Origin of the sequence: Saccharopolyspora phatthalungensis (assembly GCF_014203395.1) — a bacterium.
Taxonomy (GTDB): domain Bacteria; phylum Actinomycetota; class Actinomycetes; order Mycobacteriales; family Pseudonocardiaceae; genus Saccharopolyspora; species Saccharopolyspora phatthalungensis.
Genome location: NZ_JACHIW010000001.1, coordinates 2,140,403 through 2,153,611 on the forward strand (window position 1 = coordinate 2,140,403; position 13,209 = coordinate 2,153,611).

Sequence of the window (13,209 nt, forward strand, 5' to 3'; positions counted from 1 at the left end):
GATCTTGGAGGTGGTCTGGACGAAAATCTCGCCGTCCGGGGGTCGCTCGGTCCTAGATTTTCCGGCGATCCGGACGTCGACGCGAACGTCGGGTTACGCGCGGACGGCCATCGAATGCCGGTTCTTCTCCGTGGTCGCCAATAAAAAAAACCCGCCCGATGGCCTGAAGTGGGCGAATCGGACGGGTGAAAAAAATTACGTCGGGTGGTCAGCTCCAGACGGCGTCGGAGTCCGCCTTACCGGCCGCGCCCCCGCCGCGTCGGCCACCGCTCTGCTCGTCGCCGCCGCGCGGGTCGCCATGATCGCCGGTCCCCACGGTGGCCGCATGCGGCTGGGCGGTGTCGTCGAAGGTCCACGCCGCGTCGTCGGTCGCGCCGGCCGCCGGGTTCGGGGCGTAGTGCCCGTCGTCGGTCACCTTGCCCTGCTCGACGACCGTCCACTGGCCGTCGCCGGTGTGGTGCGAGATCGTCACGTCGCCGGTCTGGCTGATCTCCACGACCTGGTCGGCCGAGCCGTCTCCGTCGACGTCGGTGACCAGCATGGTGCCGCCGGCTTGGGTCTCCACGACCGCGGTGTCGGCGATCCCGTCCTGGTTGGTGTCCTCGGTGGCCGGGCCTACCTGCATGTCGCCCTGCGGGGTGTCGATGACCATCGACTGGCCATGCCCCTGGTCCTGTGGGTCGGCGCCGCCCGGGTGCTGCTCGGGCGCCTCGCCGGTCCACTTGCCGGTCCCCGCGTCGAAGCGGGCCTGCTCGACCACCACGCCGTCGGCGTTGATCGACTGCATCAAGTCGGCCTGGCCGTCGGCGTTCTCGTCGATGTAGGCGACGTAGCCGTCGTCGGTCAGTACCGCGACGGTTTCGTCCACGCCATCACCATCGAGGTCGTAGTTGGCCTCGGCGGTGTACTCCTCGCCCTCGACGGTGACCTTGATGTCACCGTCCCCCGCGCCGGTCTCCTCGATGTACACGTCCGTTACCCCTCAGCCGGCCGATCACCTGCAAAACCTACGACGCAGGGTAGAGGTCCTCGGTTCCCGACGTGAAGGACCTGGCATTTTCCGCATCTCGATCGCAACGTCCGGCCGAACGGATGGCCGGTCGCCAGCGCCGTTGATCACCGCGCCGCGGTTGAAGCCGACGTTTCCAAAGGTGACCAGTTGGTCGCGATATCGGCCGTGGCCACGGGGCAACCGCAGCGGCGTGCGGATCACGATGCGGCGGTGTCGCGGAGGTTGCGGATGCCGCCGAGCAGGTTCTCGGCGCGTTCCCGGCCCGCGGCGGCTTCGGTGAGGCGGCGGTTGACCGTCTGGAGTTGGCGGCTGCGCTCGGCGGCGTCCATCTTCAGTGCCTTGTCCACCTCCCGCAGTTCCCCCTCGATCGCCTCGATCCGCCTGGTCAGGGCGTCGTCGAGGGCCAGCGACAACTGTTGCTCCGCCTCGATCAACTGCTCGGCGACCAGCTGGTCCAGCGCCGAGCGGGCGTCCGCGATGGCCTCGGTCAACCACTGCTTGAGGTGTTGCTTGTCCGCCGCGTGCTTGCGGGTCCGCGCCATCCACCAGCCCGCCCCAAGCCCGAGCACGATCGTCACCGGCAGCACCACCGGGTTCAGCGCCGCGATGCCCAGCCCGGCCAACGGCATCGCCGCCGCGCGCCCGACACCGAGCCCGCCGGAAACACCCATGAACACCAGGAGCTTGTCCTCCGCGGTCGGCGGCCGCTTGTCCGGCGGGCGAAGCGCGATCGGCGCCTGCACGCCGCGCGCGAACTGCGAGCGGATCACGTCCAGTTCCTCGGCGGAGAACAACTCCTTCAACGACTGCTCGGCGACCGTGGCCAGCCGCGCGGACAGCATCGCCGCGACCCGGGTCGAAGCCATCTGCAACGCCACGTCGACCTGCCGGGGCAGCTCGCCGAGTTGGTGGCGGTCGGCGCCGTCGATGGCTCGACGGAACCAGTTCTGCACCTCCCGGACCTGGCGGGTCACCTCGTGGCTGGTCTCGACGCGGGTGCGCTGGATCTCGCCGCGCAGCTTGACCTGCCAGCCGCGGGTCGACGATCGGCGCGCGGTGGACAGCTCGTCGCGCCGCGCGCGCAGCGACTCCGCTTCGTCCTCGCCGACGGTCAGCGCGCGTTTCTCCGCCTCCAGCTTCGCGACCAGCTCACTGAGCACAGTGGACAGAGCGCGCATCGTATTGGCCTCGCCGAGCATCGCGGAGCGTCCGCCGATCAGCCGCTCCAACTCGGTGCCGAGCTCGGCGATGCCGGACTTCTCGCGCAGCACGTCCGCGGCCTGTTCGCTCGGCGCCTTCGCGGCGAGTTCCCGCATCCGCGCCGACACCGGGAAGATCGGCACGTCGGCAAACCGCGGCGCGTGCTCCACCAGCAGCTTCCGGTCCGCCTCCAGGACCTGCCGCCAGCCGCGGTGCTGGTCGGTCTTGGCCAGCGCGAAGACCACGGTCTCGACACGCTCGCCGACCTTCTGCAGGAAATCCAGCTCGCCGCGGGTGAACGGGGCAGAAGCGTCGACGACGAACAACAGCGCCGTGGCCGCGGCCGCGGCCTCCATCGCCAGTTCGCCATGCACGGCGTCCAGCCCGCCGACGCCGGGCGTGTCCACCACGGTCACCTTGGCCAGCGCGTCCAGCGGCGCCGAGATCCGCACGTAGCGCGGCGGCAGCTGCCCCTCGGGCAGTTGCCGCCCGGCACCCGCCCAGTTCGGCAGCTCGGCCAGGTCGAACGGCACCGGCTCCTGCTGGCCGGGGTAGCAGGCGTGCGCCGCCCACTGCTCGCCGTGCCCGAACTCCAGGTACGTGGCGGTGGCCACATCAGCGTCCACAGGGGACAGTCCGGGGTGGCCGAGCAGGGCGTTGACCAGAGAACTCTTGCCTCGGTTGGTCTCCCCGACCACGACCACGCTGGGCGTCTTCGGGCGGCTGCGCCGCACCTGCTCGACCCACTCGGCGGCGGCCGGGTCGGCTTCTCGCAGCAGTGCGTGCAGCTTCTCCCTGGTCTGCTTGACCTGCTGCGGCAGGGCCGCGGCGACCGCGACGCCCGGTGCAGTCGGCGTCATGTCCGCCCCGCTCCTCTCAATTCCTGCGTCGCCCCCCGCGCGGAGGGATCCACTGGTGGTCGACGCGCGACCAAACCAGAGAATTGTCCCGGAACCCGGCGATCACCGGAAGGTGTTGCACTGAGCCCGCAGCTGGTAGACGGTGACGACCGGGGCACGCAGCACGCGGTCGCGGTCGGCGAAGCCGAGCACCTCGGTCTCGGCGATCATCCCGTGCAGCGCCGGGTTGTCGGTGGGCGTGGTGCCGCCAGCCTCATGGTGTGCCGGGTCGAAGCGGGTGCCGTCCGGCTGCAGCGCCGAGACCCCGATCCCGCGCAGACCTTCGGAGAGCCGTGCCACGACTCCTGCGCTGCGGGCCCGGTCCATCGCGTACATGCACAGCTGGATCAGGGTGGCCCGTTCGGCCAGCGCGCGGTCCAGGGGGTTGATGACGATATCGTTGGTCACGGCGGTCATGTCTGTCCCCAACTCGGCGTCAACGTCCGGGGCGGTGCCCTCGACCGGATCAGACGCATCGGGCGCAGCACCGGTTCCGCGTTCGGGTGACTTCTTGCGTCGCAAGTTCCGCACCGACATCACCCGGACCGCAGTTGCTGCCAGAGCAAGAAGTACGCCCGGTGGACCACGTGCGCGATGCGGCTTTGCGCGGGCGTGGCCCCGAACGACGAGAACGAGCGCCACCAGTTCGCCCGTTCCAGCGCGTAGTCGGTCAGCTCCTTGCGGTGCCGCCCCGGCAGGCCGAGCTGCGCAGCGACATCGGTGCTGCTGCCGACCCGCATCACTTCCTCGGCCAGATCCGCTGGAAACGCCACGGCACCGGCCACCACCAGCGTCAACGCCTCCAGCACCCGCAGCTGGTGCGCCTCCGGCTTGGCCAGCAGCACCTCGATCGCGTCGTGCACCCGCTGCCGCTCGCCCCGGTCGCCGGAGGCGTGTGCGAGCGCGGTCACGGAGGCGAGTGCCGCCGCGGCCTTGATGCCGTCGGCCCGCGCGCGGAATACCGTGTCCAAGCGGTTCAACACCGAGGCCAGCCCCGAGGAATCCAGCAGCCGTCGCCGCAGAGCACCCGCGGTGATCTCCGGATCGGCATCGATCGCCTCCAGCGCGCACCGGACCCCGTAGAGGTCCATCCGCTCCAGCAGCCGACTGCGGGTGCCGGCCGGAACGTCGCATTCCCAGCTGGTGAACAGGTCCGCGGACAGCAGCAGGGTTTCGCGGGTCGTATCGTCCAGCCGCGCCAGGCCGCGCAGCGCCTCCGCATCGGCCGCGGTGAACTCGCCGGATTCGGCGGTTTCCGCGAGCAGGCCGATCACCGGCAGCACGTCGGCGACCTTGGGCTTGAGCAGCTGCGCCTGCTTCTCGGCGAGCAGCGCGGCGGCCTTCCACACGTCGCCGTCGGCGTTCTCGACCGAGCTCGGCTCGATGGTGTCGGCCTTGTTCAGCACCGCGATCGCGTTGACCGGCCCGGCCTCCCGGCTGGCCGTGGCGGCGGTGAACGCGGCCAGCGCCTGCTCGTCATCGGCTCGAACGCCCTGTGTCACCACGTAAAGCACGGCTTCGGCCCCGGCGACCGCGTTGCGCGACACCGGATCCAGGTCGGTGTCGTCGGCTTCCTTCCGGGTGCCCAACAGTTCCTCGGTCCGCGCCACCGATGCGGCGTCCAGCGAGCCCAGCCCCGGGGTGTCGATCACGGTCAGATCGCGCAGCACCGCGTTGGTCAGGTATGCCTCCAGGTGCGAGACGTCGTCGATGTCCACGCCCAGATCGGCCGGGATACCGCCGTCGGCGTCGAACGGCACGGCCTGCTTGTTGCCGTCGTGGAAGACGACCTCGACGCGATCCACCGTGCCGTACTGGAACCGGGTGACCAGCCGGGTGCACTCGCCGACGTCGGTGGGCGCGACCCGGCGCCCGATCAGCGCATTGACCAATGTGGACTTCCCGGACTTGATCCGGCCCGCGACGGCCACCTGCAACGGCGCCGACAGCCTGCGCAGCACCTCGGCGAACCCGGCCGCGGTCCGTTCGGAGACCTGCGGCTGCAACCCGGTACACAGGCGGGCGACCGCAGCCGATAGCGGGCCGGGCCAGTGCTGCTGCTCGGTTGCCGTAGTCAACGCCGACCTTTCCGGGTAGTGCGGCTCGCTGCCCGATACATCCTGCCACGCAGGCCCGATGCGCCGGGGCGTTTACCGCCCGCAGCGTTGCGGGTAGCGCTGGGTAAGTGATCTGTTTCGCATCGAGTTGGAGGCAAACATGTCGAGTACGAGCTCGTTCGTGGTGTTCCTCGTGGTCGGTGCTGCGCTGGTGTTCGTCGACGGCCAGTTGATCCGGCGCAGCGGCACCACATACCTGCGATCCACCACCCGCGATTCCGCCGTCGCCGACTCGGTAAACCAGCTGGTCGCCGTCGTATTCCACCTGGCAGCACTGGGTTTGCTCGCGTTGATCTCGGTGCTGCCGATGGACCTTGGCAGCGAGCCGGAGACGGTGGTGGCGCGGCTCGGATTGCTGCTGTTGGTGCTGGCGCTGGCGCACAGCGTGACGATTTGGACGCTGGGCCGGATCCGCACGCGGCAGCAATCCCAGTTACTACAGGAGGAGGTTGTCCGGGCCCGGGAAGATGCGACCAGGGGCTGACTCGAATCGAGCCCCTGGGATGACGTCGGCTTACCCGCCGAGCACATAACCTCGCGAGGTGCGGAAACTGAGCCTCTGGTTGCGGGCGCGCCCGTTGGTCGGCGACAGCGGGATCGCCACCTTCATCCTGCTCGTGCACCTGGGAGAGCTCAGCGGCGACGGCGAACGCTCCCGCGGGATGCCGATCGCGCTGCACGTCGTGGCGGGTTTGCTGCTGACGGTGCCGCTGGCAGTGCGGCGCATCTGGCCCGTGCGGTCGGCGTACGTCGCCCTGCTGGGCGTGGCGATCATGTCGGTTGCGCACCACGGCTCGGATTTCGCCACGGCGACCGTGGTGGCGTGCCTGATGATCTACACGCTGGTCGCCTGTACGGGGCGCCGCACCGCCGCGCTCTACACCGCGCTGACCGGTGGTTTCTTCCTGCTGCGGCTGTTCACCGACCGGGAACTGCCGGCGGACTTGACCGGGCTGATCTTCATTCAGCTGGGCTTTTTCGTGCTGCTGGCCGGTTTCTGCTGGGTGCTCGGCGAGTTCATCGGGGCCCGCCGCGCATACCACGCCGAGGTGGAAAGGCGGCTGCACAGCCTGGAATTCGAGCGCGACCAGCAGGCCCGCATCGCGGTCGCCGAGGAACGCAACAGGATCGCCCGGGAGATCCATGACGTGCTGGCGCATTCGGTCAGCGTGATGGTCACGCAGGCCGATGGGGCCGGTTACGCACTGCACCGCAACCCCGAGCTCGCCGAGCGGGCATTGCAGGCGATCGGCAGTACCGGTCGCGAGGCGCTCGGCGAACTGCGGAGCCTGCTCGGCGTGCTGCGCGACACCGCCGAGCCCGACCCCGGGCGCATCCCGCAGCCGACCGGCGCGAACCTGAACGAGCTGATCGACCGGGTGCGGGGCCTGGGGCATTCCGTGTCGCTGGAGCTGACCGGCGACTTCACCGCGCTGCCGACCGGGATCGGGCTCAGCGCGTACCGGATCGTGCAGGAGGCTCTGACGAACGTGGTCAAGCACGGCGGGGCGGGCACCACTGCCGCGGTCCGGGCCAACAACGACGGGCAACACATCGAGATCGAGGTGGTGGACGACGGGATGCGGCCGAAGCCGACCGGGAGGACCTCCGGCGGCAACGGGCTCATCGGCATGCGAGAACGCGCGGTGATCTACGGCGGCACGCTAGAGGCGGGGCCCTGCGCCGAGGGTGGTTGGCGGGTGCGTGCAGTGCTGCCGCTCGACATGGCGAGTGCGAATTCCGCGCTTTGAGGCGCAGACTGGGCGCGTCCGCGCCAGAGGTTCCCCCCGGGACGGTTAACCCACCCACATCACTGCCGAAAATGGGAAATCCCGGCACCCAAGATGTTCGTCGGGATTGCCATCCCGCGACCTGCCTCGCCCGGGCCGGACACCCGCAACGACCACGGAAGCGCAGGAAAAGGCTGAAAATGGCTGGATGGATAGGGTGTCGGCATGGTTCGCGTGCTGTTGGTGGACGACCAGGAACTGATGCGCATGGGGTTTCGGATGGTGCTCGACGCGCAGGATGACCTGGAGGTCGTCGGCGAGGCCGGAAACGGCGCGGATGCGGTCGAGCTCGCCGAGGCGTTGCAGCCGGACGTGGTGCTGATGGACGTTCGGATGCCGGTGCTCGACGGCGTCGAGGCGACCCGCCGGATCGTCGCGGCCGACAGCGCGAAAGTCCTGGTGATGACCACGTTCGATCTGGACGAGTACGCCCTGTCCGCGTTGCGCAGTGGGGCCAGCGGATTCCTGCTCAAAGACACCCCGCCGGAAAGCCTGGTCACCGCCGTGCGGTCGGTGGCCAGCGGCGACGCGGTGGTCGCGCCGAGCGTGACCAAGCGGCTGCTCGACCGGTTCCTGGGCGCGCACGGCGGCCGACTGCGGGACGCGTCGGTGCTGGACGTGCTCACCGACCGGGAGCGCGAGGTGCTGGTGCTGGTCGCGAAGGGACTGTCGAACGCCGAGATCGCGGGCAAGCTCTTCCTGTCCGGGGCCACCGTGAAAACCCACCTCGGCCGCATCCTGTCCAAACTGGACATCCGGGATCGGGTGCAGGCGGTGGTGCTGGCCTACGAAACCGGTCTGGTCAAGCCCGGCGAGGCGTGAATTACGCCTCCAACCAGCCACAATGCGCAGATCGGCGGTTAGCCTGCGGCGGTGACCGATGCCGCGTGGAAGCCCCGACTCATCGCCTTGGACGTCGACGGAACCCTGCTCGACCCGGCCACCCAGGAGGTCTCCGCCGTGGTCAAGGCGGCGGTGCGCAGCGCGGTAGAGGCGGGCGCCCAGGTCGTCGTGTCGACCGGACGAAGCCTGCTCGGAACCGCCCCGATCCTCGATGAACTGGGGCTGACCAGCGGAGTCGCGTTGTGCTCCAACGGGGCGGTGCTGGTGGATGCGGCGACTCGGGAGGCCCTGTCGGTCCAGACCTTCGAACCCGCCCCCGTGCTTGCCGAGCTGGCCAGAAGGCTACCCGGCGCGATCTTCGCGACCGAGGCCCTCGGCGTCGGCAGCCTGGTGACCACCAAGTTCCACGAACACCAGCTGCACGGCCCGCAGCAGCTGGCCACACTGGACGAACTCGTGAGCGGACCGGTGCCGCGGTTGATCGCCAACTGGGTGGATCACGAGCCCGCCGAGGTCGTCGACGAGCTGACCGGAGTTCGACTGCCGCACTGCACTTTCACCCTGGACCACTACGAGCCGTGGGTCACCGTGGTGCCGGAGGGCGTGACCAAGGGGGCAGCCCTGGAGAAGGTGCGCACCGAATTCGGCATCGCGCGCGAAGACACTTTCGCCGCCGGTGACGGTGACAACGACATCGAAATGCTGCGCTGGGCGGCGCACGGTGTCGCAATGGGGCAAGCGCCGGAGACCGTGCGCGCCGCGGCGGACGAGGTCACCGGCACGGTCACCGAGGACGGGCTGGCCGCCGCCCTGAACCGCTTGTTCCGGTGAGATCTCCGGGACAACCCTGATTCCGTCATCCCCGTGGCCGAGATTCACTACTACCCAAGTCTGATCCGAAGCCCAGACGCCGGGCCGATGTCGGTGCACGGGTCGGCCAGGCACGCTTGTCGTGTGGCCCCGGTGGGCCGCAGCAGTTGTCGGCAGCAACAGGAGTGATCATGATCGAGGCGATCGGCCTCACCAAGCGCTACGGCTCAAAGGTCGCGGTGAACAACCTGGCGTTCACCGTGAAACCCGGCCGGGTCACGGGTTTTCTCGGACCCAACGGTGCCGGCAAGTCCACCACCATGCGCATGATGCTCGGCCTGGACCGGCCGACCGCGGGTGAGGTGCGCATCGACGGCAAGCTTTACCGTGAACTAAAGCATCCGCTGCGCACCGTGGGCGCGTTGCTCGACGCGAAATGGGTGCACCCCAACCGGTCGGCGCGCACCCTTCTGCAGTGGATGGCCAAGTCCAACGGCATTCCCGCGAAGCGGGTCGACGAGGTGCTCGGCATGGTCGGCCTGGAGGAAGTCGCACGCCGCAAGGCAGGCGGGTTCTCACTGGGCATGTCGCAACGGCTCGGCATCGCCACCGCCCTGCTCGGCGATCCCAAGATCCTGTTGTTCGACGAACCGGTGAACGGGCTGGACCCGGAGGGCATCCACTGGATCCGGCGGTTCATGCAGGGCCTGGCCGCCGAGGGGCGCACCGTATTCGTTTCCAGCCACCTACTCTCCGAAATGGCCCTGACCGCCGAGGAACTGGTGGTGATCGGCCGCGGTCAACTCATCGCGCAGTGCAGCACCCAGCAGTTCGTGGACAACGCCGGCACCCAGGGGGTGCTCGTGCGCTCACCGGAAGCGGCGCAGTTGCAGCAGTTGGCGAGCGCGCAGGGGATGAGCGTGCGGTCGACGGCCCCGGACACCCTCGTGATCGACGATGCGGCCACCGAGCAGATCGGTGAACTCGCTGCACAGCACCAGATCGTGCTGCACGAACTCACCGCGCAGCGGGGCTCGCTGGAAGACGCCTTCATCCAGATGACCGGCGATGCCGTTGAGTACCAGACAGATCTCCGCGCCGCCTCGTCGGCGCTGACCACCTCGGGGGTGGCCCGATGACCCTGCTCGCCGTTGAACGCATCAAGCTCTTCTCCACCCGCTCTCCGTGGTGGTGCACTTTCCTCGCGCTGGCCTTGAGCATCGGCTTCACCACGTTGTTCGCGTCCCAGGTCGACGATCGAATGTCATTACGAATGACGCAGGTCGGCTACCAATTCGGCCTGATGGTGGTGCTGGTGCTCGCCGCGTTGTCGATCACCACCGAGTACCGCTTCGGCACGATCCGGGCGACCTTCCAGGCGGTCCCGAACCGGACCGCCGCCCTGCTGGCCAAGACGGTGGTCGTCGCGGTGGTGGCCCTACTCATCGGCGAGCTCGCCGCGTTCGGTTCCTGGGGCGTGGCGAAGGTGCTGGCGCCGGGGGCCGATCTCGCGTTCGGCACGGCCGGCGATTGGCGTCAGGTCGCCGGCGTCGGCTTGGTGTTCGCCATCGGTGCGGTGCTGGCGGTCGCGGTGGGTGCTCTGTTGCGGCAGACCGCCGGCGCGGTAACCCTGCTGCTGATTTGGTCGCTGCTGGTGGAGAACCTGGTCGGCCTGATCCCCGAGATCGGTGCCGACGTGCAGAAGTGGATGCCGTTTACCGCCGCCAATCATTTCCTCTCCGGTACCGACGGGGCGGGCGACATGCCATTCGGCCCGTGGGGCGCGCTCGGCTACTTCACTGCGGTCGCGGTGGGCCTGTGGGTGATCGCTTTGATCATCGTCCGGCGGCGCGATGCCTGACCAGTAAAAATTGATCTTGAAACCTTATTCCTTGATCAAACCAAGGAATGTCCAGTTGGGCGGACGGATAACAAAACGTTACCAGGCCCGGCCGAGAGTCTGGTCACGTCAACCGATAGGATCGACGACAAGATCGAGCCGCAGACGTCGCCTTCTCGGTGCGCCGTGACCATTGCGGCACGCAGTGTCCGCATTGGACACCGTGCGGGGGCTGACGGTGTGGCTGACTGGCACAACTGAAATCGACCGACTGCAACAGCGCTCGGGGGCGCCGGCGGTCGGGACGGGGGAGGGCCCGGGCTGTCATTCGGGGGATGGCCCGGGCCCTGTGCCGTCTCTGTGGGTCCAGACCACATTCGCGAGCGCTTCCGGTAGCGGAGCCTCGAACAGCGCGTGAACTCCGGGAACCCAGACTCATGTGTGGCCCAACGCACAACGATGCGGTTGTCTTCGCCGGGCGACGTCTGAGAATCCGCGGCGGCGCACGTTGTCAGGGTGGGCTAAGCGGCTGCTGATGTGCTGGGTGGGGAGTCGAGGCGGTGGTTGCAGGGAAAGCGGGAACTGCCAACTGCTGTCGCCGCAGTCTCCTTAGACGTTGGGGCGGACTACCAGGACTGGGCAGGCCGCGTGGCGGACACATTGCTCGGCCACCGAGCCCAACATGAGTCCCGCGAACCCGCCGCGACCTCGGTGGCCGACGACGAGCATGTCGGCGCCCTTCGAAGCCGACAGCAGTGCTTGCGGCGACGGCGAATGGACCACGTGGATCTGGATCGCGAGGTCGGTGTGGTCGCCTAGCTTGTTGGACACGATGCGTTCGGTGTCCTCGATGACCGACTGCTGGAACTGGTCCAGGCTCGGCACGACGTTCGGCGGGCAGTCCGCCGGTCGGGGCGCGGTCCGCAGGCTCCACGCCCGCACCACGTGCAACACGCCGTTGCGGAGCCGGGCCTCCTCGGCCGCCACGAGTAGTGCGCGCAGTGACGATGCGGAACTGTCCACACCGACGACGACACCGCCGTCGATCTCCACCTGTTGAATCGTCTGATCTGGCACCCCTCCACTCCAACCGCACCGGCCCGAGTTGTCGAGTCGACCAGCTGGGGATCAGCCGAACACGTTGCAAATCTGTGACTTTAGCCACAATTAACACACCTGTGTCATTATTTGGTTTTGCTGTGGTAAGGCATAGGTAGGGATGTCCCAAACCAGCGTTGCTTGGGGGCATGCGCTGGCCGAGGGCGAGTTGGGCAGGCTCGCAACTTTCTCAACAGCAGAAGGGTGGGCCGATGGCGCATTCAAAGGAATGCTCGGTAGTCCAAACGCAACAGAACAGTCCGCTGATTCGGCGATCGGTGAGCGACGTCGAGCTGGTGCCGGTGCCCAGGCTGGAATGGTCGCTGGCGACGGAGGCGCACCCGCCCGCGCTGGAGGCAGCAAAACCCGCATCGTTGCGTCGGAGCTGGATCCACACCGCACCTGAACAGCAGGTGCTCGAATTGTTCCGCAAGTTGCAGGGTGCCAAGCGCCGGCTGCCTGCGCCGTGGTGGCTGCGGGCGCTGGATCGCGGTGAGATCGAGTCTCGGGCGGCCGCTTTCGAGATCGAAGACGAGGTGCACGCGGCGCTCGGCGCCCGGCCAGGATGGGTTTTCGTGCCCTGGGCCGGGGTCGGCGAAACAGGCTACTGGGAATACGCGCCGTCGGACCGGGCGCCGATGCGGATGCCCACGACGGTGGTGCTGACCGACGAGCACCGCGGCTGGCTCAACGTGGTGCCGGCGCACTGCGACACCGAGCCGGTTCCGGTGCCGATCAAGCAGGCAACCGGCCTAGTGTCGATGCTGCCGCAGATCGAAGTGTGGTGATCCGCCGGTCCGGCCTTCAGGCAGTGCCGGGAGCTGGTGGCGGCCGAGCCGGGTTCGGTCGCCGGTGCCCGCTGCGGGTTTGCGATACTGAGTCCCCGTGAATGCGTCTGACCAGCAGGTTCCCTTTCGTCGTACCGTTGTCAGCTACGTCCAACGCGGCGAGCGGATGACGGTGGGTCAGCAGCGTGCCTGGGACCGCCACTGGCCCGAACTGGGTTCCGAGGTGACCGCACTGCCCGACGGGCCGCTGGACCTCTCCGGCTGGTTCGGCCGCTCCGCGCCGGTGGTGCTGGAGATCGGCTCCGGCATGGGCGAAACGACCGCGCGGCTCGTGGCCGCCCAACCCGAGGCCAACTACCTTGCGGTTGAGGTCTACAAGCCCGGTCTGGCCCAGCTGATGCTGCGGGCCGAGAAGCTCGAGGTAACCAACCTCAGGTTGCTCCGCGGCGACGCGATCGTGCTGCTGCGCGAGCACATCGAGCCTGCGTCGCTGTCCGAGGTCCGCATCTACTTCCCCGACCCGTGGCCCAAGAAGCGCCACCACAAGCGCCGTCTCGTACAACCCGATTCGGTGGGACTGATCGCATCCAGACTCGCGCCGGGCGGCGTGCTGCACCTCGCGACGGACTGGGAGAACTACGCCGAGCAGATGCTGGAGGTCTGCCGGGCGGAGCCGCAATTACGCAACCGGTACGCCGACGAGCCGGGCGGTTGGGCACCGCGGCCGGAATGGCGACCGGTCACGAAGTTCGAGAACCGGGCGCACGACGAGGGCCGCGAAATCCACGACCTGATCTTCGAACGCATCTAGC

Annotated in this window: 13 protein-coding genes; 8 read left to right on the forward strand and 5 right to left on the reverse strand. The window is 68.4% G+C overall.

Annotation, left to right across the window (positions count from 1 at the left end):
* Nucleotides 1-208: 208 nt before the first annotated feature.
* The 4 genes from BJ970_RS09495 to BJ970_RS09510 all read right to left on the reverse strand — a co-directional run bounded on the left by BJ970_RS09495 (nt 209) and on the right by BJ970_RS09510 (nt 5,189).
* The gene (locus BJ970_RS09495) at nt 209-970 is read right to left on the reverse strand and encodes a DUF6802 family protein (protein WP_184725928.1); all 762 of its coding nucleotides are present in this window, start codon (nt 968-970) and stop codon (nt 209-211) included.
* Nucleotides 971-1,209: 239 nt separating this feature from the next.
* Complete coding sequence (locus BJ970_RS09500; RefSeq protein ID WP_184725929.1) at nt 1,210-3,072, reverse strand: dynamin family protein; 1,863 nt, start codon at nt 3,070-3,072, stop codon at nt 1,210-1,212.
* Nucleotides 3,073-3,174: 102 nt separating this feature from the next.
* On the reverse strand, nt 3,175-3,648 hold the full coding sequence (gene grpE / locus BJ970_RS09505; protein ID WP_184725930.1) for a nucleotide exchange factor GrpE: 474 nt from the start codon (nt 3,646-3,648) through the stop codon (nt 3,175-3,177).
* Nucleotides 3,648-5,189, reverse strand: a complete 1,542-nt coding sequence (locus BJ970_RS09510; RefSeq protein WP_184725931.1) for a dynamin family protein — start codon at nt 5,187-5,189, stop codon at nt 3,648-3,650. The genes grpE and BJ970_RS09510 overlap by 1 nt, the downstream gene beginning before the upstream one ends.
* 139 nt (nt 5,190-5,328) lie before the next feature.
* On the opposite strand from BJ970_RS09510, the gene BJ970_RS09515 reads away from it, so the two are divergent.
* The 6 genes from BJ970_RS09515 to BJ970_RS09540 all read left to right on the forward strand — a co-directional run bounded on the left by BJ970_RS09515 (nt 5,329) and on the right by BJ970_RS09540 (nt 10,532).
* Complete coding sequence (locus BJ970_RS09515; protein ID WP_184725932.1) at nt 5,329-5,712, forward strand: hypothetical protein; 384 nt, start codon at nt 5,329-5,331, stop codon at nt 5,710-5,712.
* Between the two features lie 58 nt (nt 5,713-5,770).
* Complete coding sequence (locus BJ970_RS09520) at nt 5,771-6,979, forward strand: sensor histidine kinase (RefSeq protein WP_312864178.1); 1,209 nt, start codon at nt 5,771-5,773, stop codon at nt 6,977-6,979.
* A 204-nt stretch (nt 6,980-7,183) separates the two neighbouring features.
* The gene (locus tag BJ970_RS09525; protein WP_184725933.1) at nt 7,184-7,840 is read left to right on the forward strand and encodes a response regulator; all 657 of its coding nucleotides are present in this window, start codon (nt 7,184-7,186) and stop codon (nt 7,838-7,840) included.
* Between the two features lie 51 nt (nt 7,841-7,891).
* Nucleotides 7,892-8,692 (forward strand): HAD hydrolase family protein, encoded by an 801-nt coding sequence (locus BJ970_RS09530; RefSeq protein WP_184725934.1) that lies wholly within the window; start codon nt 7,892-7,894, stop codon nt 8,690-8,692.
* Between the two features lie 170 nt (nt 8,693-8,862).
* Complete coding sequence (locus tag BJ970_RS09535; protein WP_184725935.1) at nt 8,863-9,810, forward strand: ABC transporter ATP-binding protein; 948 nt, start codon at nt 8,863-8,865, stop codon at nt 9,808-9,810.
* A complete protein-coding gene (locus BJ970_RS09540) occupies nt 9,807-10,532 on the forward strand; it encodes a hypothetical protein (protein ID WP_184725936.1) in 726 nt (241 codons plus the stop codon). The genes BJ970_RS09535 and BJ970_RS09540 overlap by 4 nt, the downstream gene beginning before the upstream one ends.
* Nucleotides 10,533-11,120: 588 nt before the next feature.
* Here the strand turns inward: BJ970_RS09540 and BJ970_RS09545 are convergent.
* Nucleotides 11,121-11,588 carry a universal stress protein gene (locus tag BJ970_RS09545; RefSeq protein WP_312864180.1) on the reverse strand — a complete coding sequence of 156 codons (468 nt, stop codon included), beginning with the start codon at nt 11,586-11,588 and terminating at the stop codon, nt 11,121-11,123.
* 299 nt (nt 11,589-11,887) lie between these two features.
* Between BJ970_RS09545 and BJ970_RS09550 the strand changes: the two genes are divergently transcribed.
* Together BJ970_RS09550 and trmB are read left to right on the forward strand one after the other, a co-directional pair.
* A complete protein-coding gene (locus tag BJ970_RS09550; RefSeq protein ID WP_184725937.1) occupies nt 11,888-12,397 on the forward strand; it encodes a hypothetical protein in 510 nt (169 codons plus the stop codon).
* A 166-nt stretch (nt 12,398-12,563) separates the two neighbouring features.
* Entirely contained in the window at nt 12,564-13,208 is a 645-nt protein-coding gene (trmB, locus tag BJ970_RS09555) for a tRNA (guanosine(46)-N7)-methyltransferase TrmB (protein ID WP_221467722.1), read from the forward strand.
* Nucleotide 13,209 lies beyond the last annotated feature (1 nt).

Bases quoted from the DNA above. Each gene is read 5' to 3' on its own strand.
- BJ970_RS09515 (WP_184725932.1), top strand. From the start codon at position 5,329: ATGTCGAGTACGAGCTCGTTCGTGGTGTTCCTCGTGGTCGGTGCTGCG.
- BJ970_RS09535 (WP_184725935.1), top strand. From the start codon at position 8,863: ATGATCGAGGCGATCGGCCTCACCAAGCGCTACGGCTCAAAGGTCGCG.
- grpE (WP_184725930.1), bottom strand. From the start codon at position 3,648: ATGTCGGTGCGGAACTTGCGACGCAAGAAGTCACCCGAACGCGGAACC.
- BJ970_RS09540 (WP_184725936.1), top strand. From the start codon at position 9,807: ATGACCCTGCTCGCCGTTGAACGCATCAAGCTCTTCTCCACCCGCTCT.
- BJ970_RS09525 (WP_184725933.1), top strand. From the start codon at position 7,184: ATGGTTCGCGTGCTGTTGGTGGACGACCAGGAACTGATGCGCATGGGG.
- BJ970_RS09500 (WP_184725929.1), bottom strand. From the start codon at position 3,072: ATGACGCCGACTGCACCGGGCGTCGCGGTCGCCGCGGCCCTGCCGCAG.
- trmB (WP_221467722.1), top strand. From the start codon at position 12,564: ATGACGGTGGGTCAGCAGCGTGCCTGGGACCGCCACTGGCCCGAACTG.